The organism is Bacteroidia bacterium (genome assembly GCA_041391665.1).
In the GTDB taxonomy this organism is placed as follows: domain Bacteria; phylum Bacteroidota; class Bacteroidia; order J057; family J057; genus JAGQVA01.
The window spans coordinates 1,147,088-1,170,493 of the sequence record JAWKNO010000003.1; the positions used below are offsets into that span (position 1 = coordinate 1,147,088).

Annotated in this window: 23 protein-coding genes; 4 read left to right on the forward strand and 19 right to left on the reverse strand. The window is 41.1% G+C overall.

What is annotated here, in order from left to right; genetic code table 11:
* Positions 1 to 13: 13 nt before the first annotated feature.
* The 4 genes from R3D00_27445 to R3D00_27460 all read left to right on the forward strand — a co-directional run bounded on the left by R3D00_27445 (position 14) and on the right by R3D00_27460 (position 4,146).
* On the forward strand, positions 14 to 307 hold the full coding sequence (locus R3D00_27445) for a type II toxin-antitoxin system RelE/ParE family toxin (protein ID MEZ4776940.1): 294 nt from the start codon (positions 14 to 16) through the stop codon (positions 305 to 307).
* Between the two features lie 20 nt (positions 308 to 327).
* Positions 328 to 1,422 carry a HigA family addiction module antitoxin gene (locus R3D00_27450; protein MEZ4776941.1) on the forward strand — a complete coding sequence of 365 codons (1,095 nt, stop codon included), beginning with the start codon at positions 328 to 330 and terminating at the stop codon, positions 1,420 to 1,422.
* A gap of 154 nt (positions 1,423 to 1,576) precedes the next feature.
* Positions 1,577 to 3,322, forward strand: a complete 1,746-nt coding sequence (locus R3D00_27455) for an inorganic phosphate transporter (GenBank protein ID MEZ4776942.1) — start codon at positions 1,577 to 1,579, stop codon at positions 3,320 to 3,322.
* Positions 3,307 to 4,146, forward strand: a complete 840-nt coding sequence (locus R3D00_27460; protein ID MEZ4776943.1) for a hypothetical protein — start codon at positions 3,307 to 3,309, stop codon at positions 4,144 to 4,146. The genes R3D00_27455 and R3D00_27460 overlap by 16 nt, the downstream gene beginning before the upstream one ends.
* A 6-nt stretch (positions 4,147 to 4,152) precedes the next feature.
* Here R3D00_27460 and R3D00_27465 read toward each other — a convergent pair whose 3' ends face one another.
* The 19 genes from R3D00_27465 to R3D00_27555 all read right to left on the reverse strand — a co-directional run bounded on the left by R3D00_27465 (position 4,153) and on the right by R3D00_27555 (position 23,403).
* A complete protein-coding gene (locus tag R3D00_27465) occupies positions 4,153 to 5,130 on the reverse strand; it encodes a CHAT domain-containing protein (protein MEZ4776944.1) in 978 nt (325 codons plus the stop codon).
* Between the two features lie 440 nt (positions 5,131 to 5,570).
* A complete protein-coding gene (locus R3D00_27470; protein ID MEZ4776945.1) occupies positions 5,571 to 6,092 on the reverse strand; it encodes a hypothetical protein in 522 nt (173 codons plus the stop codon).
* A 38-nt stretch (positions 6,093 to 6,130) separates the two neighbouring features.
* Positions 6,131 to 8,299, reverse strand: a complete 2,169-nt coding sequence (locus R3D00_27475; protein MEZ4776946.1) for a S8 family serine peptidase — start codon at positions 8,297 to 8,299, stop codon at positions 6,131 to 6,133.
* A gap of 174 nt (positions 8,300 to 8,473) precedes the next feature.
* Positions 8,474 to 9,478 carry a fatty acid desaturase gene (locus R3D00_27480; GenBank protein MEZ4776947.1) on the reverse strand — a complete coding sequence of 335 codons (1,005 nt, stop codon included), beginning with the start codon at positions 9,476 to 9,478 and terminating at the stop codon, positions 8,474 to 8,476.
* Between the two features lie 7 nt (positions 9,479 to 9,485).
* Positions 9,486 to 10,364: a lysophospholipid acyltransferase family protein gene (locus R3D00_27485; protein ID MEZ4776948.1), complete on the reverse strand. Its 879-nt coding sequence runs from the start codon at positions 10,362 to 10,364 to the stop codon at positions 9,486 to 9,488.
* Between the two features lie 267 nt (positions 10,365 to 10,631).
* Complete coding sequence (locus R3D00_27490) at positions 10,632 to 11,120, reverse strand: hypothetical protein (protein ID MEZ4776949.1); 489 nt, start codon at positions 11,118 to 11,120, stop codon at positions 10,632 to 10,634.
* A gap of 18 nt (positions 11,121 to 11,138) precedes the next feature.
* Entirely contained in the window at positions 11,139 to 11,597 is a 459-nt protein-coding gene (locus tag R3D00_27495; protein MEZ4776950.1) for an anthrone oxygenase family protein, read from the reverse strand.
* A 13-nt stretch (positions 11,598 to 11,610) separates the two neighbouring features.
* Complete coding sequence (locus tag R3D00_27500; protein MEZ4776951.1) at positions 11,611 to 11,871, reverse strand: hypothetical protein; 261 nt, start codon at positions 11,869 to 11,871, stop codon at positions 11,611 to 11,613.
* A gap of 12 nt (positions 11,872 to 11,883) precedes the next feature.
* On the reverse strand, positions 11,884 to 12,252 hold the full coding sequence (locus R3D00_27505) for a DUF4345 family protein (GenBank protein ID MEZ4776952.1): 369 nt from the start codon (positions 12,250 to 12,252) through the stop codon (positions 11,884 to 11,886).
* Positions 12,253 to 12,318: 66 nt separating this feature from the next.
* Positions 12,319 to 13,197 (reverse strand): RNA polymerase sigma factor, encoded by an 879-nt coding sequence (locus tag R3D00_27510; protein MEZ4776953.1) that lies wholly within the window; start codon positions 13,195 to 13,197, stop codon positions 12,319 to 12,321.
* Positions 13,198 to 13,326: 129 nt separating this feature from the next.
* Complete coding sequence (locus tag R3D00_27515) at positions 13,327 to 14,628, reverse strand: M1 family aminopeptidase (protein ID MEZ4776954.1); 1,302 nt, start codon at positions 14,626 to 14,628, stop codon at positions 13,327 to 13,329.
* Positions 14,629 to 15,345: 717 nt separating this feature from the next.
* Positions 15,346 to 15,528 (reverse strand): hypothetical protein, encoded by a 183-nt coding sequence (locus tag R3D00_27520; GenBank protein MEZ4776955.1) that lies wholly within the window; start codon positions 15,526 to 15,528, stop codon positions 15,346 to 15,348.
* 153 nt (positions 15,529 to 15,681) lie between these two features.
* Positions 15,682 to 16,584, reverse strand: a complete 903-nt coding sequence (locus tag R3D00_27525; protein ID MEZ4776956.1) for an NAD(P)-dependent oxidoreductase — start codon at positions 16,582 to 16,584, stop codon at positions 15,682 to 15,684.
* A gap of 285 nt (positions 16,585 to 16,869) precedes the next feature.
* Positions 16,870 to 18,414, reverse strand: a complete 1,545-nt coding sequence (locus R3D00_27530; GenBank protein MEZ4776957.1) for an alpha/beta hydrolase-fold protein — start codon at positions 18,412 to 18,414, stop codon at positions 16,870 to 16,872.
* Positions 18,415 to 18,619: 205 nt separating this feature from the next.
* Positions 18,620 to 19,546 carry an ATP-binding protein gene (locus R3D00_27535; GenBank protein ID MEZ4776958.1) on the reverse strand — a complete coding sequence of 309 codons (927 nt, stop codon included), beginning with the start codon at positions 19,544 to 19,546 and terminating at the stop codon, positions 18,620 to 18,622.
* Between the two features lie 197 nt (positions 19,547 to 19,743).
* Complete coding sequence (locus R3D00_27540) at positions 19,744 to 20,178, reverse strand: hypothetical protein (protein MEZ4776959.1); 435 nt, start codon at positions 20,176 to 20,178, stop codon at positions 19,744 to 19,746.
* 189 nt (positions 20,179 to 20,367) lie between these two features.
* Positions 20,368 to 20,694: a hypothetical protein gene (locus R3D00_27545; protein MEZ4776960.1), complete on the reverse strand. Its 327-nt coding sequence runs from the start codon at positions 20,692 to 20,694 to the stop codon at positions 20,368 to 20,370.
* A gap of 525 nt (positions 20,695 to 21,219) precedes the next feature.
* Complete coding sequence (locus R3D00_27550) at positions 21,220 to 22,290, reverse strand: hypothetical protein (protein MEZ4776961.1); 1,071 nt, start codon at positions 22,288 to 22,290, stop codon at positions 21,220 to 21,222.
* 144 nt (positions 22,291 to 22,434) lie between these two features.
* A complete protein-coding gene (locus R3D00_27555; GenBank protein ID MEZ4776962.1) occupies positions 22,435 to 23,403 on the reverse strand; it encodes a hypothetical protein in 969 nt (322 codons plus the stop codon).
* Positions 23,404 to 23,406: the final 3 nt, after the last annotated feature.

The following is a 23,406-nucleotide window of genomic DNA, read 5'->3' on the forward strand; positions in this document are numbered from 1 at the left end:
ATTGGAGAAACAATTGACAGTTCCCAAAGAGATGCTGAAGTCTTTTGGGCAATTGGCTCTTAAAATAAACCAGCGACTTGAAGAATTAAAAGCAGCAGATTCTTTGATAGTAATGAGAACCTTGCCTGCGGCAAGGTGTCATGAGCTTACCGGAGACAGAAAGGGTACATTAGCTGTCAATATTTCAGGAAACTACAGAATGATTTTCGAGCCATACCACAACCCGATACCTCAAACTAATGACGGTGGTTTAGACTGGGCAGCAATCACCAAAATCAAAATACTGGAAATTGAAGATTATCACTGAATAAAAAGAAATAACATAAAATGGCATCAACGCTTGAAATTACAAAATCCTTGCTCTCTCCTCCGGGAGGTACCATTCAGGAAACCATTGAAGAAATGGGGATGTCTCAGGCAGAGTTAGCTGAAAGAATGGGAAGACCCAAAGAGAAAATTAATGATATCATTAAAGGTAAAGAACCCGTCACGACGGCTACCGCTTTTAAATTGGAGAAGGTTTTAGGTATCCCGGCAAGCTTTTGGCTAAATCGGGAAAAAGCTTATCGTACAAAAATCTATGAGTTACAACAACAAAATGAACTAGAAAAAAAGAAAGACTGGCTTCAAAAATTTCCCATAAAAGATATCCGCAAACTGGGCTGGTTACCTGATACAAAAGAGACATACCTACTGGTTAATGCATTGCTTCAATTTTTCGGAATCGCTTCACCCGAAGAATGGGAACGGATTTATGTGGACAAAGAAATTTCTGTAGCTTTTCGAATATCTCTGGCAAACACACAAAGCCCACATGCAATTTCAGCCTGGTTAAGAATGGGGGAATTACAATCGCAAACTCTTACTCTTTCCGAATTCGACAAAAAAAAATTCAAAGAAACACTCACAGAAATTAAAGACCTGGCCTACCTTATGCCGCTCAATTTTGCTGCGGAATTGCAGAATATATGTTCCCGGTCAGGTGTTGCTGTTGTTTATACTCCTGCTTTACCCCAAGCACCTATAAGTGGTGCATCTCGCTGGTTCCACAACCGGCCTATCATTCAACTTTCCGGTAGATTCAGAACAAATGACCACTTTTGGTTTACGTTTTTCCATGAAGCTGCTCATATCATTTTACATGGTAAAAAAGATATTTTCCTCGAAAATGTAGAAGGAACCGAAAATGACCAGGAGAAAGAAAATGATGCGAATGTTTTTGCAGCAAAAATACTAATTGATCCTAAAGACTGGAGAACTATCCTTGAGAGCCGGCCATTAACGTTAGACAAAATTAAAAACTATGCAGCTCAAATGCGTGTTGACCCAGGCATTATTGTAGGGAGATTACAACACGAAAAAAAAATCCCTCAGTCTTTTGGTAACGAACTGAAAAAAAAGATTGACATTTTCAGTGTTTAACTTTTCGCGGCTGAAACTTTATCCCACAACATAACCTTCCGCAATTTTTGTTTACATTTTTTTAATACATACTTAACAAACTCTTAATACGTTTATAGGCTTCAGATTAAGGGATAATCCGAACTTTACGGCCTAAACCTGAAGTAATATCTGCATGAGTTTTAAAACGGTCCTCGCCCTGTTTATTTGTAGCATTCTCTCCTTCCCTTTATTTGCAGCAAATCCGGGTATTATCAATGGGAAAATCTCCAGTGGAAAAACCGGAGAAGTTGTTCCCGATGTTTCATTAAATCTTGCCATTAAAGACAGTATCATAGCAGGAGGTTTTGTCACAGACAATGAAGGTAAATACTCTATCGAAACCGAGCCGGGAACTTATTCTCTCATTATTTCGCATCCTTCTTTTATTAGTGATACCATTGATATCGTTGTGGCAGAAGGTGTCTCAGTTTACAACGAGACGCTGCTTTTTGAGGACAGCCTGACCCGCGAATCGCTGAAGATTGAAGTCACGGAGAAACCAGCCGGCATCATTGAGCATATCGGGGAAAATTATAGTGGATTGACCATTGGTCTGTTTATTCTTGCGATTCTTGCAGTTGCTGGCTTTGAGTTTGTCAATGGTTTTCACGATACCGCCAATGCTGTGGCAACGGTAATTTACACCAATACCCTCAAACCGCTTCACGCGGTAGTCTGGTCCGGTATATGGAATTTTCTGGGTGTATGGGTAGGGGGAATTGCCGTGGCGGCCAGCCTCATGGCGCTTTTGCCTTTGGAACAGATGATGGGACTGAGTGTAGGCGAAAATCTGGCGATTGTGATGGCAGTGATGATAACGGCGATTTCGTGGAACCTGCTTACATGGTATTTTGGCATCCCATGTTCCAGTTCACATACGATGATCGGTTCTCTGCTTGGAACAGCTATGGGACTTTGGCTGCACAAAGGCGGCGACGGGGTAAACTGGGGCAAAGCCTATGACATCGGTATGTCTCTCCTGCTTTCTCCGGCATTTGGTTTTGCCGTAGCCATTGTACTGATGTACCTGCTTCATCTTTTCATCAAAAATAAAGTCATATTCGAAGAACCGCCCCGCGATACTGCACCTCCCTGGTGGATTCGGATTATTCTGGTTACGACCTGTACCCTGGTAAGCTTTTTTCACGGATCCAATGACGGACAAAAAGGCGTGGGTCTGCTGATGATTATTTTACTCTCTCTTTTCCCTTTGCATTATGCCCTAAATCCGTCTATAGAACCATCCAGTGTGGCCAGTGCGCTCGAAGTGATCGAGCAGGGATTGGGAAATGATACACAGTTTGCTCCCGTAGTGGCCATCGAAAATATCAAAACACAGATGGTACAAAACGGCCATATGGGCGCTGAGCAAAAAATCCAACTGAGAAGAGACATACGGCAACTTCAGAAACAACTGAAAGCCCTTTCCAAAGATCAATGGAAAAAACAAAATCCGGAAGAGCAGAAAACCATTAAGGAGGCGATCGGAACAGTCAACAATTACACCACCTTTGCGCCTACCTGGGCAATTCTGCTGATTTCAGTTTCTCTGGGTCTTGGGACGATGATTGGCTGGAAAAGAATTGTTGTTACCATCGGGGAAAATATTGGAAAATCGCATCTCACCTATGCACAGGGAGCTGCAGCAGAGTTGATTGCCACAGCCACTATCGGTATGAGCACAGGTCTTGGACTGCCGGTAAGTACCACGCATGTACTTTCTTCAGGCGTAGCGGGAACCATGGTTGCGGAAGGCGGCATCGGCAACCTTCAGCGGAAAACAGTTACCAATATTGTACTGGCATGGATTCTTACGTTGCCTGTTACGATCGTAGGATCGCTCATTTTCTATAAACTATTCCAGTGGCTGTTTTTGTAGTCCTGAAGTATGCGGTAAGGCTCATTCTCTTCTTCGCACTAACGATCCTTACGCAGGTAGGAGGTGTAGTTTATGTGCTAAATTTTTCGTTGTACAGGCTGATTGATAAAAAAATCGGCAAGCGCAGGAATCAGAGGCTTGGGAAAGTGGGGTCATTTATCCTGCTATATAGTCTGACCACATTTGCCGTTGTACCATTTATCGCCAAACCGCTGGGCAGGGTTCCTTTACCGCTGACTTCTACGCATCACCTTCGTCCACTGACCGTCTGGACATGCCTGCTCAACCGGCATTATGTAAGGCCAGAACTCAGGACTATTGCATACGATGTGGCAGAAGCGATGAACCACAAGTACCCGGGAACCACAACCAATTATCTGGACGGGAATTTCCCTTTTATCAACCGGTTTCCCCTGATTCCACATCTGAGTCACAACGATGGAAAAAAGCTGGATCTTTCATTCTGTTACAATGATTCACATTCAGGTGAGGAGACCAACGATGCGCCGTCCTTTATCGGCTACGGTATTTGCGAAGAACCCGCCAGAGGAGAAGTCCATACTGCGGAAGATTGTGCAACCAAAGGATACTGGCAATACAGCATATTAGAAAGGCTTGTTCCGCAGGGCGGGAAAAAAGATTTTTCTTTCAACATCGGGAAAACCAGAGCTCTGGTAAGGCTTTTTGCCGGGCAGTCGGGTGTTGGGAAAATATTCATCGAACCACACCTCAAAACACGGCTGAATCTGACAAGCGAAAAGATCAGATTTCATGGATGTCACGCCGTAAGGCATGATGACCATATTCATGTTCAGTTGAAGTAAACAGGGTTATGCTTCGCGTTTTACCAGCACGGGAATATCAGAGCCGGAAAGGCCTTCCAGCACCACACTGCTTTTTGCATATTTAAAGGCAAATTCTATATCCCGGCCATTTCCCAATGCATCATAGAATGCCACGGCAAATTCAATAGCTACCTTATCTGGCACAGCGCGACTCATTCCGATAACATAGGGTACGTGCTTAATTATCGCTTCAGCCTGGTATTGGGAATAACACGCATTGAGGAATACACATTGGATATGTTCGCTAAACAATTCAAATAATCCGGCAAGGGCCTCTGCGGACACCATTTTGAGGGTTCCATCATTTCCTTCGAGAATGATTTCTCCCGAAACATTTTGATCGTCCCGCTGCGAATCCCCATGTTTTCCGGAATATTCAAACTTGCGAGTGCCCTTCTCGTCAGACTCTCCGCTTGATCCGGACTTCACGCCATGTCCGGAGAAGTGCACAATTTGAGGGGTTTCTTCAAGCATTGCCCGGGAGAGGTCTTTGGTTCTGACCGCCAGTCGTGATGAGAGTTTAAATTTATCACGGTTTGTAGCCCTGCGCAATCCTTCTTCAATGTCCCGATATTCCTTATCAAGCCGAAGCCGTCCCGTTTCACCGGGGTTGGATGCGAGAAATAATATTTTGGTTTGGGTGGTAACTGTAGTTGTATTTGTCTGGGGTTGATTGACGGGTGTTTGCGAAGAAGTGTTAGTAGTACTTCCAGTACCCGATTTTATCTCATCGAGCAGACCGATCAGGCCATATACAATGCGCGATTTTTCTACACTGGACTCAGCGTAGGAAATCGTACCCATACGAACCTGGCGGTTGAGGCTGTTGAATCTGCCTTCCAGCAAGATCATGGATTGGGAGACATTATTTTCCAACGTCATGCCTCTCAATTTGTTAAAGGCTCCGGTGATATTATCCCGGCTGATCATCTCTCTTACTTCAGCTAAATCTTTATCATTCATAGTCCCAAAATACACAGTGTAGAAGATTTTACAAATTAGCGTTTTTTTGCGTATGTCTGATAAAAATCACGACTTTATTTCTTTCGGAATTATAAACTTATTGGGACATAGAACAGACGTCGATCACAAAGAATCGCAAATGAGCGGAACTTATATGTTTGAAATGTAATGAACTGATCTCCGATCAACATCGCTATGGTTCACGCATCTGCTAAGGCAGACAGGAAGGAATCGCAAAGTTTCGCAGAGGGTATTTTATAAAAGTGTAATCTCTGTGTTACTTTGCGTGGTACTCTGCGAAACTCTGCGTGAACCCTATGTTTCCTTGTCAAAGACAAACAATTACACGTAAAACGCAGATTTTCGCAAAGTACACGCAAAGTCCCGCAAAGGGATCTCCGTTCCTTCATTCGAAAAATCCCTTTATCCCTATTACTTAATCATTCCGTTTCTTTTCGCAGTTTATGAAGCAGTTTTTTTCCCCGGGAAAGAAATCCCGCCGTTCCAAAAGGCATATGCGTCTCAATAATCAACATAAGCTCTGGTTTAAGTTCGGGCCAGGTATTGGAAATATTGTATAAGACTGTCATAGCAAAAACCCGGATCGCAACTGGTACCTGCGGGGACTGAAGATAGGCATAACAGCGATCTGCCACCTCTCCCATCAGAGGTTCGGGTATATCGAGCGTTTCCATAAAACGAACCGTACACCGTATGACCGCATCGTGAACGGGGTTGTCGAGATTTTTGAGCATTTCAGGAAGATACGGAACGATGCGCTGAGGGTATTTTTCACCAACAATACTTACCACCCATGCTATACGCTGGCATTCTTTAGATTCTCCGTGAAAAAAAATGTTCATCATCTCAGCCACCCGCTGTGGATCATCGCCAATATAGTCGGCGACACGCCTCATCTGCTCCTTCGAGTGTTCCTGAAGTATTTCTTCTTTGATATCCATAAGCAGCATTTTCGCCCTGCAATATGGCAAAGAAATGTTTATTCTTTTACAAATTTTCTGGTTTCAACTAACCCTGAGCGGGTGTAAAAACTGATAAAATACAGCCCGCCGCTTAAGCCAGATACATTCAGAGAAAGTCTTGAAACCGCAGTAGTTGGCATTAATACATCAGACTGCCGGAGCCTGCCGCTGAGATCTGTGATTTTGTACTGTACATCATCAAACATCCCAAAAGACAGATCAAAATTTATTTCTCCCCGGGTTGGATTAGGCCAAATCTGTGAGACAGCCATTCCACTTGCAAAAGTCACCTCTACCTGTGGCGAGTAGCTGCTGCCACCGTCAAAATCGACCTGACGGAGGCGATACACGTTTTTCCCGGGAAGGGGCGCATTATCATTAAATGAGTAGGCAATCGGTTCGGCGCTATTGCCATTACCATTTACCACACCTATTTCCGAAAACCCATTTACCTCAAGCCGCTCTACGGAAAAATAGTCGTTATTCAGTTCTCTGGCCGTTTTCCAGGTGAGGACTACCATATTTTGTTCAGCCTGCCCATTAAAGTAGGTTAGCTCGACAGGAAGAGTGGCACCAGCAGCAGAAAGTGCAGCGGCAGCGTTAAGGATGCCTGAACCAAATTTAGTTGTATCACCGTTGGGCGTTGTAGTAGATTTGATCAGGTTTCTGACCTGCGATTGCGATAGCGTCGGGTCATAAGACAACAGTAGCGCTGCCACCCCGGAAGCTTGCGCACAAGCAGCCGAAGTGCCCCCAAACCATTTGGTATAGTTGACATCGGAGAAATCTAAGTTGGCGATATAATTGGCAGAGGTATTGTAGCCCATATCGCCCATACGATCCATTACCCGAATATTAGCGACATTGGTGGGAGAAGTGGGGGCGACAATGTCGAGTCCCGTACCATAGTTTGTATAACTAGGTCTTTGTTTTTTTTGCGTACAGGCGCCTACCGCCATTACAAAAGAAAGGTTTGCGGGATAACTCACACTGTCATTTCCAGAGTTGCCATTCGTGCCTTGTCCGGCAGAAAAAAAGATCGGACAACCTTTTCCATTGCGGCCGCGTGTTTTTGCACTGTCGAGGGCGGTTTCAATTGCGGGGATAAATCCGGGCGCGGCGGCAAAATCAAATACCCATGAGTTGTTGATCACATCGGCCCCATTTCTCCAGGCCCAGTCGATACCATCGGCAATTTCAGAGATCGTACTTGTCCCGTCGATGAAGATATGAACGGGAAGAATCTTCACAGAGGGCGCGATTCCATTTCCGCCAAGGTTGTTGTGAGAGGCGGCAATAATACCGGAAATAGCCTGTCCGTGTGCATCTTCGGCAAACTCCTGCGCTCCGACACCATTGAGCGGATCAGAGGTGGTATAACCTGTCAATACACGTGAATTTCCATCTCCATCTTCCAGATCCTCATGGGCCTCCACGCCCTCATCAATCACTGCGACATTAATATCAGGACTACCGAGCGAAGGCAGGAGATTCCAGGCCTCAGGCGCATCGATATCGACATCACTGGTAGAGTTGCCTTCGACAAACTGCCCGGTATTGTTGAGGTAAAACTGGTCTGCATAAAAAAGACCGGCTGGTGGCGTGTACATACCATAAGGCACAATGAAAAAATCAGGGTGGCAAAGTGCCATCATTCCGCTTTCGTATAGCTCATTGGCGAGAGGTAACACATCGTCAGTATTGGCTATTTCCAACAGATCCCAGCCTCCGGCTGTACGGAGTTGTTGTACCCCCGGGTAGCGGGTGATGATTTTGTCAAATAATGGCTGGCTGAATTCGCTGTTTGCCCGGTAAACAATCTTGCGGCTAAGCCACATTTTTGCCCCATTTGAAGCGTTCATGGCCCAGGTTGCATTTTTGATGAGCGAATGATCCATCTGCAACTCCTCTGCCATGGCAAGCGGCGTGCGATCCATGGAGCGGCTAAACTCCACCACAACGTGGTCGGAGATACGGCCATTCATATCTAAGATCTTCTCAATATCCGGATGGGATATGCGAAACGTTTCGTCCAGCCTGACGGGCTTATGGAAATATATACACAGGGATTGTTTGTTTTCGACCATATTAACCACACCTGCTCCCGACCAGAAATACATATCCTGTGCGTATGCTTTCGACAGAAACAAAGCAGATAACAAAACAACTCTGAAAAAGGTACTCATTTGTGCATGGTTTTCATTGATATTTCACATGCTATATTACGCAGAAAAACCTGACACAGATGCTGCAAATCGCTGAACGGTATATAATTGCGCCCCATCTGATGCAGGCTTCCATAGGTGGATATTCCACCCGTTCTTATTGTGCCTGGCATGCTTAAATCCGGAAATTATTTTTCAGCCATCGGTTAACCCCTTATTCATTTTCCTGAGTTCATTTAATCTGAGCATCTGATTTAAGTGGGGATCCCAAACTTTTACCTGAAAACAGTGATAAATGTCCCGGGGGTTCAACGATGTCCTTTTTACCACATCAAACTCGGAGAAATTTTTATGAGCTTCGGGAAGTCGATAAAACGGAATAAGGGCATTGAGATGGTGGATATGATGATAACCGATATTGCCGGTAAACCATCGCATCACACGATTCATTTTCATATAGCTGGTAGAATGAAGCGCGGCATCATGATAACTCCAGTTTTCTTTATTTTCAAAAGTAACTCCGGGGAAATTGTGTTGTGCATAAAACAAATACGCGCCTATCGCACTGGATATAAGTGCAGGGATCATGAATGAGAACCAGAATGTGGCCCATCCGGCAATCACAATAAAGCTTATCCCTATTCCATGATGAACAACCAGGGCAATTGCTGAATCCCAGTGTTTTTTTGGATTTCTAATCAATGAGAGCACGCACATTCCAAACCAAAAAGCAAAAATATAACCAAATAAAATCGTCAGCGGATGGCGGATAAATAAATACCGGGCTTGTTCGAATTTTGAAAGCTTATTGAACTGCGCGGTCGTATAAACAGGGAAAGACCCAATACTGGAACTAAAGAGTTTGGAATTATGCTTATGGTGGTAGTCGTGCGAACGACGCCAAATACTGGGAGGGTTGAGCGTATAATATCCAAAGAAGCTAAAAATGACTTTTGCGGCTGTACTTTTTTTGAGGATCGCCTTGTGAAGAAAGTCATGATACATGGCAAATAGCCGGACGAGTAACAATGCAATGAACAGGCTTAATCCCAGTCTGATCATTGGATGAAAAGAAAACGTCGAAGCCGTAATTGCGGCCAGCACCAGACATAGTGTGGAGATAAGATAAGTCCAGCTTTTACTCCGGTCCTCTTTCGCAAAAGGCTTAGTCGCCAATATTAATTCTTTCCCTTTCAGCATCTGATTCCTAATTCGTTTGCGGTTGTCGCTTGTGTTTCCATCGTCTATGGGTCCATAGCCATGACTCTGGTAATTGCCTGATGTCCCGCTCAAGTTTTTTTGTAAATCTCGCTACAATTTCTTCCGGATCAACCTCTTTTGAAATGGCACTCAATTCCTCCAAATGGATGCTATAGTATCCTCGCTTTACTCGTTTTACGGAAGCATATACTACCGGGTAGTTAAATTTGTTCGCAATTTTTCCGGTTCCGGTAAATACCGGCGTGTCCTGATTGAGAAAATCCATCCAATAGGCACCATTGGGCGAAGGTGTTTGGTCTGCGATAAATGCAGTTGCGGTTATTTTTTCCTTGTTGTCAATCATTCCCCGGAGTGTGCCTTTCATGGAGTACAAACCATTACCCAGTCGGGTACGCATTTTATACATCAGTTGGTCAAAGTATTTGTTGTGCAGCGGGTGGTAAACGATGTAAAGTTTATGGAGCGGCTCCAAAGCGAAACGTGCGCCTCCGAGCTCCCAGTTTCCATAATGTCCCATCACGATAATAATGCTCTGCCCACGATTGAAGTAATGTTGAAATATGGCGGTATCTTCAAATATGACTCTTTTTTTTAGTTCCTGAGGGGAAATACTCAGCGATTTTATCGTTTCGAGCGCCAGGTCGAAGAAATATTTGTAGAATTTGATTTGTATCTGTTTTCGTTCTGCATCGCTTTTTTCAGGAAACGAATTTTTGAGGTTCAGCGAAACCACTTTCTTTCTGTAACCTACTAATCTGTACAAAATGAAAAAGAGAAAATCTGAGAGCCTGTAGATGAACCAGAATGGCAGTACCGAAATCAAATAAATAAAAGGAAGAGATAAATAGTAAATAATTGCTTTCATCTAAAGGGAACTAAATCAGTTTAAATGTGCCTTTTTACACCCAAAATGAGACGATAATATTTCCCATCAAAGCACAACGCTGCAAATTTAAGCAAAACTGTAATACGAAGTGCGGATCCTTCACTTGGTCAGGCAGCCTTAAGAAGCTGTTAAAAAATGCCGACAGCATTATTGATGTCAATGTACTGGAAGATCCAACCTACAAGGTCGTTGTCGACAATATTTAAGTTATAGGATAGATTTCTTGCGCCAATGTTGAAATTCGTCTTATTTGTTTCTGAGGTTTTTAATAAGTCTGCTGAAAATGTGGATATGACTTAGAAAGGTTGTTAACCCATATGTGACAAACATTAACCAGATAAAACCTAAGTCGTGATCGTAGAGTTTCAAGCCGAAAAACTGTGGAAATGCAGTAAGCAGATCTAAAAATCCAACTACGTTAAATACCCATACCAGGGGAATGGCGAATTTCCATTTGTTCTTTAATGCAATAGCAGCAATGATGGCAAGAATCGCTGTGGTCATATCCCAAATACCCACTGTGTTGAGGAATTCACTGGGAAATCCTCCATAAAACTGCTCCTTGGCCATAAAGGATAAACCCAGATATCGGAAAGTATTTAGAAATACGAAAGGCAGAAGCGCATCATGAATGGAAAGGTTTGCGATTCGAGGTTTAATCCACCAATTGAATCCCAGGATAATACTGATCGTACCGATGATTGCCTGTAAATTGATTATTAAAAAATTGTCCATGATAGTTATTTATTAGGTTTAGTTATTGTTTGAAAGTTGAAATGCTTTAATCGCATACACTGCTGAGACGATAGCTACTGCCACGCGTATCCAATGGAAAATCACCCAGCCTTGCAGTTTGCTTGTAGCTTCAGCTGCACTGAATTTCAACGCCATAAAATCCAGATTCAGCGGCAGATGATAGGCCACGGTTTGGATATTGATAAGCAGCAAGGCTGCAAAAGCAAAAAGCCAATACTGTCTTGCTGGTTTATTTTCTTTATTGAGAAAAACCAGCCACAGCGTAGCGATAAATGCGGGCAATAATGTGGCCGCTGTAGGACCCAGCAAAAGCGGAAAATCCACTTTGAAGGATTCCATGAAAGCCATGGGGTCTAAGGACTGCCAGTGAATAGCGTAGCTAAGACCGATGTTGATCATGTTGCCAGCAAAAGCACCAATGCCGATTATAGCGATATAGGGCAGTATTTTTTTCATTTTGGGGTGTTAGTTAAATGGTTGTTTGAAATCTGACGACCAGCACAATCGTCGAAACCAACGCAGGTAACAGCATCAAAACAGTGGGCAGAATGAAGTAGGGAAATTCTGCCGAAAAAACTTCCATAAATGCAACGGGATCCAGGGTCTTCCAGAATATCCCAAACCCTAAACCCATGGCGAGGTAGCCATGATCTAAAAACTTGCAGGCTAGAGAAAGGCCGATACCGGAACCACCGCCGGTGATCAACACTATTTGTTCTGCTTGGTTCATTTGAAATTTATTTTAGAGTGAGCCTGTATGTAATAGCCGGGTATGCATCCAAAGCATGAGTGAGGTTGGTACCAATTCTATTAAAATGCCAAAAATCATAAATGGAGTGGCTGGGTAATACCTGAGTCCATAGGTTCTGACAAGCCCGCCGATAAACACGGCAATCATCAAAAACCGAAACAGGGCAATTTCCGAAGGATGCCATGCGACATAAAAAAATGCCAGGGACATGGAAGCCCAAATGGCTGCAACAAACCGATGATTGTTGTCCTGTACCGGAGATATCGTGGAAGGATCAAATGAAGCAGCTATGCCCAGGGATCCGGTCCCAAGAGCGATAATGCCGTACAAAACCAAGCAAATGCGAATGAATAAAAGCATGATAAAACCTCTCTTTTCTTCTTAGACAAGAGGTTTTAGGATGTGTGAAGACTTTTTGGGAAAAAATCAGTTTAAATTCAAACGATCCCGCCAATTGGGGCTTTCAAGAATGATTTCCAGGAAATTCTTTTTTGCGAACTGCGTCTTGTAGCTATGGTCTCGGTGCAATTCGGTGTATAATCGCTCTGATTCATCTACCAGATAGTCAATGTCTGGCTCCAGCGACTTTTTGAATGTGCTAAACTCTTTTTGATTGAAAAGTAGATGTTTGGCATCTACCATACCATGTTCAAGTGCGACAGTTACTTTCTTGTGGCACCTGCAGGGATTTGCCTTGTTGACCAAACCACATTTATTGAGCATGAAATTATGTAAGTCCTTTCGGGCATTGCTCAGCTTCTTTCGGTAATTGTCTTTGGATAATTCCATGATTTCTGACCCAATGTTGTGGTCTGCACCAAAAATATCACCGATTACATAGATCATACGCTGCTCTTTCGTAAGACAAAGCAGCATACCGGAGAGGCATTGCAACCGGACTTCCCGTATTTCATCTTTTTTGCTCTCTTGCTCTTCAAGGGATATGTCTATACTCTCACTTGAGTCGAGCATGATTCCAAGATCTTCGAAATTGTCAGCAAAACGATTGCTTGGTTTTTTCTGATCGTTTAAAAAGTGATTTCGAACGATTCTGTAGGCCCAGGTGCGAAATGAGCTTTCGCTTTTAAACGAACTAAGATTGGAGATGATCTTCAATAATGCTTCCTGAGTCAAATCTTCCGCTTTCACAGGATCTCCCAACATCTTCCAGGCCATATTGTAAATGAAAGGCTGATGTTTTTGAATCAGGCTGTTCAATGAGCTTTTTTTGCCCTCAAGTATCTCGGCAACTAATATGCTGTCAGGCGTATCGCTGGTATAAGAAGTGGAGAATGGGTTCATCATATTTTACAATTGCTGCACAATGTAGGTAAAGATACAGTGCCGACTTTTAAAAAGCATTGTCGTTCTCCACAGTATTGCAGGATGTTCTTCCTATAAATTCAAAAAAATCAAGTTGTCATTCAGAACGTTTTAATACACCCATTTGTTAAAAAAGACCTTTAATTTTCGATTAGCAGATATTTCCATTGCTGATTGAAAATCTTCGGTGGTCACTGATTTGCCATAATATTTTTGAGTAAAAAACAGAATTCCGTTCCAAAACAATTCATCTCCTAATTCTTCCCGTAGCAAATGTAAAACATAAGCCCCTTTAAAGTAGACCAGGTTTCTATCATCCTTTGTTGGGCTTGACCAATCAGTAAATACTAATGGTTTATCCCCTCCATTTGACTTTATTTTATCGTAAACATCAAAGTAACTATTTATATCTTGTTGATATTTTTCCTTTCCAAACCTGTGTTCATTATAAGCGGCTGACATGTATGTTGCAAATCCTTCATTTAGCCAAAAGTGATTCCAGTTTTTGCATGTAACCATGTTTCCCCACCATTGATGGGCTAACTCATGTGATATCAAATTCGTCTCGGTACTATCTTTGAGGACAAGTTCCCCATATGAGTTTTTTAATATTGAAAATCCAGACATTTCTTGATAATGATTCCCAATCAATATTTGAAAATATGAGTTTTGAGGAAATGGGATACCTGATTTTTTTTCAAAAAATGACATCATATCACCTGTAAATTTAAAGATTTGTTCAATCTCTTCAGGTGTATGATTGTGCGCATAATAATTGAAAGTTACATTATTATAATTGGCATTAAATTCATTGAAAGCGCCTATGGCAAAACCATAGGTGTAAGCAGGTGTTTCATATTCTTGATTCCAGGAATATAGAACCTTGTTGTTGTCGCTTTTAAGCGTATCAATCAAAACTCCACTTGCAATGCTTATTAACTGGTCAGGAATTAATAAATCAATTTTAATAATTGCTCTATCGTCAGGCGAAAAATTGCAAATCATCCATTCATTAGAGAAATATACGGTATATAATTGTGGGAGGGATGAAGAGAAAACTACACCTCTTTTAGGGTTTCCTTCATAAAATATTTGTACTTCATATTCAAAGGAATCATTTTTAGTAAATGAAACAATTGTTTTTCCATTTACTTGCTCAAATGCTATGATGTCTCTTCCTTTTATTTCTGTTACATTCAAGTTTCCAGAATCAAAAACCACTTTTTCAGCTTCAGGGTCTGTTTTGAATTTTATTTGCACATTGCCTTTGATCTGTTGCTCAGATATATTGGGTTCTAAATACACATGATAACTTAACACATCGAGATGCTTATTTTCGATTGATTGAGCAACCAAATCGCCGGAAAATAAAAAGCCCAAAAGAAGAAAAGGATGTAAGTGTTTTAGTTTCATAAAATCCATTTATAGTAGACTGAGTTATTGTGTATCATTCATAATCGGAATTATAAACCTATTGGGAGGGATCATAAAATACACTTCTGCGGAACTTTGCGTTTCCTTTGCGTCCTCTGTGTGAACTGGAGAATCTGTGATCGGAGATCATCTCTCTGCTTTTGGACGCAGAGGAACGCAAAGTACCACGCAAAGTAACGCAGATGTTACCTTTTCCCTTTGCGTCTGCCCGTGCAGATGCGATTCCTTTGCGAAACTCTGCGTGAACCATAGCGATGTTGATCGGAGATCATTTTCATTACTTTGCAAATATATGAGGAAACGCAGAGCTTCTCAGAAACTCCCAATTACTTTATAATTCCGTTCATAATTACCGATAACAGTTTGGCGAATCGCAATAGCTTTAAGTAATCGTTTCTTGATTCCATTTCATTTAAAATGGTTCCGAATTTAATAATTATTGCCAATCAGGATATTGAATAAATATCCTGATAGAGATCTGGTTGATCTGTGGAAGAATTTCGCACGGAGCGGAGTAGTTTCCTAAGACTATGCAGATACTTGATTATTCCAGCGTCCTTACATTAGCTGGTACTATAACCTATTCATTAGGGTGCAATTAAAAATGTCGCACCGTCGTTCTTGCCGTAGTTAAGAAAGCGCAAATAAAGGTCCCTCCTCGCGACCGCGAGATTTTGAATTACACCCTATTCTTCATCATTGACCTTCGTCAGATTTTGGTTTTTCCTTGAATAACAATATGCTTCCTATAAGCGTGATACCTAAGAATATTCCGGTGAAATATTCCCAAAATGCAGAATTACTAAATGCTAGATAAACCCCTGAAATAATGCTTAATACGCCAATGATTATAACGGTTATTTTTACTGATTTTGTCATATCTATTTGTTTTGGGTATAATTATCAACTATAGTCTTTTTCAATATAGTAAAGTTGAGCCTGGCCAACGCTTTATTTTTTCTTTCTCCAATCTTTTACCGCATTGCCAAAGGCCTTTGCATTTTCCGGAGAAAGCTCATCCCAAACTAGCAATTAGTCCCTTTTCAAGTATTTCTGCCAGTTATGCTGTTCCCTAAACCCCAGCACTTCACGGATTTTGCGGTTTGAAAACAAGGCTTCATGTTCCCCCAATTCACGGGTAATGGGCACGCCGGGGAAAAACTGTTCAGCCAATTCTTTGCTGGGGATAATCGCACCGTTGTGATCATTTCCGGCATTAAAAATCTGAAAACCAAGGTCATCTTTTTTCAAACACAAATCTACAATCTGTCCCAGGTCTCGCGCATCAATATAACAGAATGCATTTCTTCGGCGCACCTCCGGGTTTTTGAAATAATGGGGAAACAGTTCAGCGTATTCGTGAGGCTCAATCACATTTCCGATACGAAGGGCATAAATATCAAAACCCGACCGTCGCTGGAAGCTGCGTGCCGTTTTCTCATTCACGACCTTAGACAAGCCATAGCTATCCATGGGATCAACGTCATAGTCCTCCTCCAAGGGCAGCGAATGAGGGTTGGTTTTGCCGTCTGAAAAACAGATTCCGTAGGTAGTCTCTGACGAAGCAATAATAATCTTTTTGATCCCAAGCTTGACAGCCGCTTCTATCACATTATAGGTGCCGACGGTATTGACGCGAAAAGTCTCATTGTCAGGTTTGAGCAATATCCGGGGAACGGCAGCAAAATGTACGACAGCATCAAATTTGGGAATGCCAGTGCCTGGTTCCAACTCATCAAATCCGGCATACGAACTCATGGCATTAAACATCTGGCCGGAATCAGTAATATCAGCTGTCAGATTATCTACCCCCGGGTAATCCAAAGGCAGGAGGTCAACATTCATCACGCGATGTCCCTGGTCGAGAAGGTAAGGGATGACGTGTTTTCCCGCTTTTCCCGATCCCCCTGTAAAAAATATTCGCTTTTTAGTCATGGATTTTCCTGTTTAAGAATGATTTTATTTCTTCCCGGCTGAGAATATGTGGGTGTAATTCAAAATGTCGCAGTCGCGGGTTAGATATGAAAGGTCCCTCCTCGCTATCGCTCGTTCGGGTCCCGGAGACTCTTTCGGACCCGACGACCAACGGGAGGCCGAAAGGCCCCTTTCGGGGAGGGACCTTTCTTTGCGCCTTCTTAGCTACGGAAAGATGGTACGACATTTTGAATTGCACCCTAACTCGCCTTACCCATATCAGTGCTTTTGCTCGCATTACCATTCTTATTTCCTATTCATCGAATTTATTCTTTCCTGGATCTGAAGAAGGACTTTCTTATGCGTAAACTGCGTGCAATGCCCTTCCATAGCTGAATACTCTATTACGGCATCTGAAGTTGGATTTTTCGTTGTTTTTAAAAAAGAATCAAACTCTCTGGTGCCGGTATTCAAGTAATAATGATCCATGTCGCCCATCCAAATGTAAATTTTTCCCTCAATTTTCGGACCCAATTCGGCCCAATTTTCTTTGGCGTAAAGCTTAAAGTCATACTTTTTCCAATATTCAGCCACCTCGTGATCTATTTTTCCTGTGATTGGATCAATGAGCGGTTTAGGTAAACCATTATTACCCCTGGGGCTGTATAATGCTGTATGGGCACTTATTTGCCCACCGGAATTCAGGTAGGTGTTTGACGAGCCCAGAACATTTTCATATTGAATAAATGTACGTAAGGAAAGTATAGGCTCTCCGGAAGTTTCTCTCATTATCGGCCTTTCGTAACCATATTCATTCACAAATGCGTTTTCATCCTTGTAGATATTAATCAACTGGTAATTTTCAAAAGCGATGGCATCCGGGCTGTATGAAAAAACTCCATTGAACATCTCCGGATAATACAATTGCAGGCCAAGAGAAACCCAGCCTCCGGTAGAACAACCATCTATGAATCTGTAGGTAGAAGACTGGGTACCCCGGTATAGGTCTTCTATATGTGGAATCAATTCTTTAACCAAAGCATAGCCATAAGGACCACTATTTTCAGAATCCATTTGATAAGAGTCGCCAAATGGACCTTCACCATCAAGAAATACATTGATTATTTCGGGTGCTTCGCCTGAAACCCACCAATTCATGAATTCTTTATCATTAAGAAGTCTGTTTATTCTATTATATCGTCCACCATATCCGGCTACGTTGTACCGAATCGGATATTCTTTCTTACTATCATAGTTCTGAGGAAGTAAAACAGATGCCTTTAAAAACATGTTTTTCCCCCACCATTTAGATAAAGTATCACTCCTTAGTTCAACCATACGAACTAATGGATGCTCAGCAATTTTTCTGTTTTCTATTTTTTGATTGAGAATGAATGATAGATTCTGAGGCTTGTTTACTGTTATTTGTTTCTTTTCACTGTAAATATTTCCCGGCTCGTCTATTCTGGATTCATCTGAATTATGGTCCCAGACTATTTGTACATAGTATTTTCCAGCCGGAACATTTTTTAAAGTCCACTCAGGTGTACCGATCCAGCCGGCATCTCCTTTCACCTTTAAGGTTTTGCCAGGGTCAAAACCGGCGATGTTTTTAGCGAATATATGTGTTTTTGCCCATGGATCTGGCCAAATCTGAGTCCTTGGCTCCCTAATTGAATCTACACTCATAAAGACCAATAGCCGGCCTTTTTCCTTAAAGGATTCCATTAATTCCTTTTCGACAGAAATGTCAATGGAAACGGGATAGCTCGATTTTTGACCAAAGGCCATTTGATTCCAAAGAATCAATAATATTCCCATCAAAAAAGCCTGCTCCTTAAAGTTTTTCATACCTGTTTTTTAATAAATGGCAATGACACCGCTAACTGAAGTTCACAGCAACCCAAGAATTTTCAGTTAGCGGGTGTTCACACTCATCAAGTTAAGGAAAAAAGGATAATCTGAAGCATTGAAATTTGAAGGGTGAGGGATTGATGTTTACGGGGTTTTTGGGGTTAACTTGATGGGGGCGGGGCAGTGTTCGCAGAATTTAAACCTATCCAATTATTTCTGGACTAACATGTAGCTTTTTACCATTCATCATGGTAATTGCAAAGGTATCAAAAGCTACATTTAATCTGTCCTTTTGAAGGGCATTGAAATCGTGATGTATGTACTGATTATCATCTTTACTGATTGTAAATCTCAAGGAGAAACTTCGAATATCGTTCGGAGGAATCCTTATTGGCTGATGGCGAATATGATAATTAGTATTATTCTGCGTATAGCTTTCTGCAGAAGAAAAAACGTGTAAATTCTCATTAACAGAAACAGAAAACTCCACTTTGCAAATTGCAATTGTTCGTTGCCCAACGTTTTCAATATTCATCCATAATTCAGAATAATTCTGGCCAAAATTTATATTTGTAAGTCCAACTGCAACAGAATATTCAATGATAAATCCTTTTCTATCGTGATAAATTAAATCTAAATCTGCCCTTGATGCTAATTTTGTACCAGTGCTATTTCTCAAATAAATTCGCTGCTCAAATGTCTTTTTATTCCCATTAGAATCTTCCTGAATATGCATTCTAATTACATGAGGTTTATCATGTGAATTTGGTATATAGATAACAGATAGTGGGTTATTTTCATATTCTATTTCGAAATGGTCAATTATGAATGCACGATCAATGTGCTTTGCAATTATCCCCATTAACTCATTAACATCATTTAATTTTGAGTCCTCAAACCTTGTTGGGTAAAACTTATTTTTATCTTCATCATAGCCAATTACAATGTAGCTATCTCCACCTATTGTATTTGCCATTGCTGATACGTCCTTTAAAAATTCATATATTCCATTTGTCATTGACAAATCGTACCATTTCCGCTTGAAATCAAAATTATTATTCTCCTTTTTTAACCCTGCAAGGCTTTGATTTATGTAAGACCTTACAAGATTCATTACTTGTCCTTCCATATTATATTTATTTTTGATAATGTTAAGAGTATATGTAATGCAACATAGGATTTTCTTCTGAGGAGCGGTAATGGGGATTCTGGGGTTCTGCGTTGGGCTGAAAGGGATGTCGCCGGATGAAATGCACGTCAGTTTTTTCGGGTTTGTATGATGGTGGAGTTGTGGGGGCGCTAGCTAATTTGCATCAATAACGTAAATTATCGTTGCTTTACGGTAATTAATCTGATTACCGAAACAATCATAAAAATATCACCAGCAATTAAATGGCCAATAATTATATTCAGCTTATTTTGTATTTTCCGATTATCCTCATTTTCACCATTGGAGTAATTACTATTATTGGTTATTGTTTCTTGACTATTGGTTGGTAGGATAATTTTTATGTTATCTTTTTTTTCCAATTTTTTAAGGTAAGTGGTTTTTTTCACTACAATAATCCCTTTTTTCTCAAAAGACACTCTTCCATCAGAAATTTTATAACTTATTTCCTCCCCTTCTTCCAAATAAATATTATCTATGTTTCCATAAATGGTAAGTTTTGAATTAGCTTTCAGAGTGCCTTCTTTTTCCACTTGTGAAAAAACAAAAAAAGGGCCAATTAAGATTATTATTGAGAGTAATGAATTTTTCATTTTGAATTACGTTATTTATAAATTGTTTTTTATTTCAATTTGAAATTGGCTCATGGTTGACGAGAATATCTTGATGAAGTAGGAGGATGTTAATGCAGGGTTGCTGTTTTGGGTCTGTTGCGGCTTAGGGGAAGAGGACAAACTACCGGCTGGTTGCTGTTTATAGGCATTCGCTTTTTCTTTAATCACCTATTTACATTTACAGCCATCACCTACAATCCATTGGCAACAAGGGTTTGTAGGGCATTCATCTTTTCGGTAACCAGAACACCCACAATTACTTGTACTCCCACAATTTTTCACGCTGTTACCTGGTTCTTCGCATGCAATTCCATCCTTGTCGGCATCTAAATCCCCCCTACATTCAGGATCTGCCTCATAGGCTGCTTGTGCAGCAGCTTGTGAAGTATAATTTGCACAATTAGTATCTATGCAAACGGCTTCTTTACCACATGAAGTAAAGAAAATGCCACCAATTACGATTAATACAAAATAACTAATGAGGAATGGTTTCATATTTTGTATCATTTGTGATTTTAGAGAGTAAGTTATAGCGGTTAGGAAGGGGTTGTGAAAAATCATACTACCAGACATTTTTGAAAAAAAGCGGAAAAAGCAAGCGTATTGTGTTTAACACAACAACGATACCTATGCCTTTTTCGCAACTACTCAAATTTAGTAAAATCTACGCAGAATATGGTCTGGGTGCAGCCAAGAATTTTTACCTGCTGGTCTCGCTGATCAGTTTAGGCAAAACGGTCGATGCTTCCTCCTCACCTGCTATCTCCCTCTTTCATAGGGGCTCCCTTACTTTATCGAAAAGTGCCCTGTTCGCGTCCCTCTTACTCTATCTGAAGACCCTATTTAAACAAAAATATAAACCTGTTTTGCAAGATGTACAGTAGTATGTTCCAATAGTCTGATTTTATCATCAATTCTGTCTTTTTAAGATGGCTGATAGCGGTAAATGTATGAATCTGTAGCTAAGGTTATGAGCCGGTTAGTAAGGCTATGATTTCAGACATAGTGTTATAGGGCGTTCTATATTCCTTCTAGCCAATTGAGGCAATTTTCTACACATTTTATATAATTCGAAAGCTCTGTTCCATTAAGAGATAAATTTGCTCCGTGGGAAACTGGATTTCTCTTCTTATCCCAAAACTCTTCAATCACTAGAAAATCATCAAGGTGTTCTGATTCAAAAGATCTATTTACAATTTTGCTGGTTATATGGCTAATTAGAAGTGGAATATTTGTTTTACTGTTGAAGGTTGTTCCAGTTCTAGGTGGTATTTCCTTTATAAATGCTCCTCGAGAATAGTTTTTTGGAGTTCCCATTTTTTCTCTATTCCAAATTCTTAAAAAATTAATATCCACAGCAGTATCTAGAGTTTGCGCTATATCAAGTATCGTCCTTCTCGTATCTCCTTTAGAGGTATAATACATCGAATCCAATAAAGTTGATTTATAAATTAAAGGTTCTACGTTCAAAGCTAGATCATTTAAAGCGGCTATCCATATATCAAGATCAATAATTTTCTCATTAAAGGAACTTACAAAAACAGAAGGAGTCCATATAGTAGGTGGGGCTGATGTTGAATTTCCCTTTTGATCAACAGTCTGAGCAATTGAGATATTGTCAAGAAGATATGGTAGATGGCCAATCCACCATTGATTGGTGTAAACTCTTAAAATTTCCATTAGTTTTCGAAAATATTTAAGAACATTTAATTTTTTATTGGATTTTATATCGACCCTAATAGTATCTACAGGAATATCCTTTCGGTCTTTTCTATTAATATTCCAATTTTCATTTTCTTCAGCTTGAAATGCAGAAATTCCGATTCCATTTTCATTGAATAAAGGATAAATTGAAACTTTTGGTATTTTGAAATTTGGATTTATTCTTTTCATACCTCCTTCTAAAAAAAGAGCTTCTTGAGGTTGCGGTGTAAATAATTCATTCGCTGGGCTTGTCCTATAAGGAGGATAAAATTTCCATTCACACTCCTCAATGGTAATTGATACAATTCTGTTTAGATTTATTTTATCTATAATAAACCAATAAGGAAATGTGAACAAATTCATTTGCCAATTCTCTGAGCTATTCATGTTTTTTCTTTAAATGCCCTATAACACCCGCATAAACGCCACGTGTAGCATTTACTTCCTTGTATCCCCCAGAATCCCCCACCCCTAAACCTACCAAAATCCCTCCATTCTGCCAAATATTTTACATGGCTGTAATAGGGGGGTTCACCAGGCCCATTTCCAGGGAAGGTTTTTGTCATTTCCTGTTTTTCCCGCCTTATACTCGCTGATTTTTGTGTTTAGCATCGGGCTAAACTTCTTCGCGCCCTGGGTGCGCAGGTGGTTGGAGTCAAAAAAGTCTGCGGCTTCAAACCGGGGGTCACGGGTGAAATCAAAATAGGGGACCTCCCACGCAGCGCTGAGGGAGTCCATCACCGCTGTCATCGCCGCGTACCGCTCCGGTCGGGTGTTTTCGATGTAGGTCATGTACATCGGCGGGGAAATCAATATGAGGTCTATATCCCGTTCCTTGCATTTTTGGATGATCGCTGCAATCCTGCCTGTGTTGACGGGGATCAGTTCTTCAAAATAAAACCGGTCGTGATAAGGCCCTACGTCTTTGCCGCTTTTTTCGAGGTCTTTTTGTTCGTCTGTCGCAAACCAGCCATTGCGTCTGAACTCCACCAGTGAATCGCCTTTCGTATAATAACTGATCGTGCGGTCCACACTGGTTTTGATGGTGAACAGATTCACAATGCTATAGCTTTTTATCGAAAACGGATTGGTAAACGCACTGCTTCCGTAAAACAACCGGTAATGATAACTCCGGTTAAAATCTCCTGGATTCCGGTCTGACTCTGCGCCCAATGAAGGGTAGGATATGGGCAAAATCACCGTTTCCAGTGAAGTCATTTTATCGATATATTTTTCGAAAAGAAAATGATCAAAATACAATGTCTGCGCTGTAGCTGATAGGTTAAACGCTAAACCGTCAAGTGAGTCGGGAATAATCGCCAGATAGGTATGCGAACTCCCCAATACCAAAGTCTGCCACTCGGGCAAATGGGCTTCCAGCAATTGTTTTTTATGGGTGTAGTCGTTGGGAATCGTGCGCTGTATCATTTCCAGAATAAACAATGCCGCCAGCACCGGAAGGCTGAACCATAGGATTCGTATGAGAAATCTTGTGATCATTGT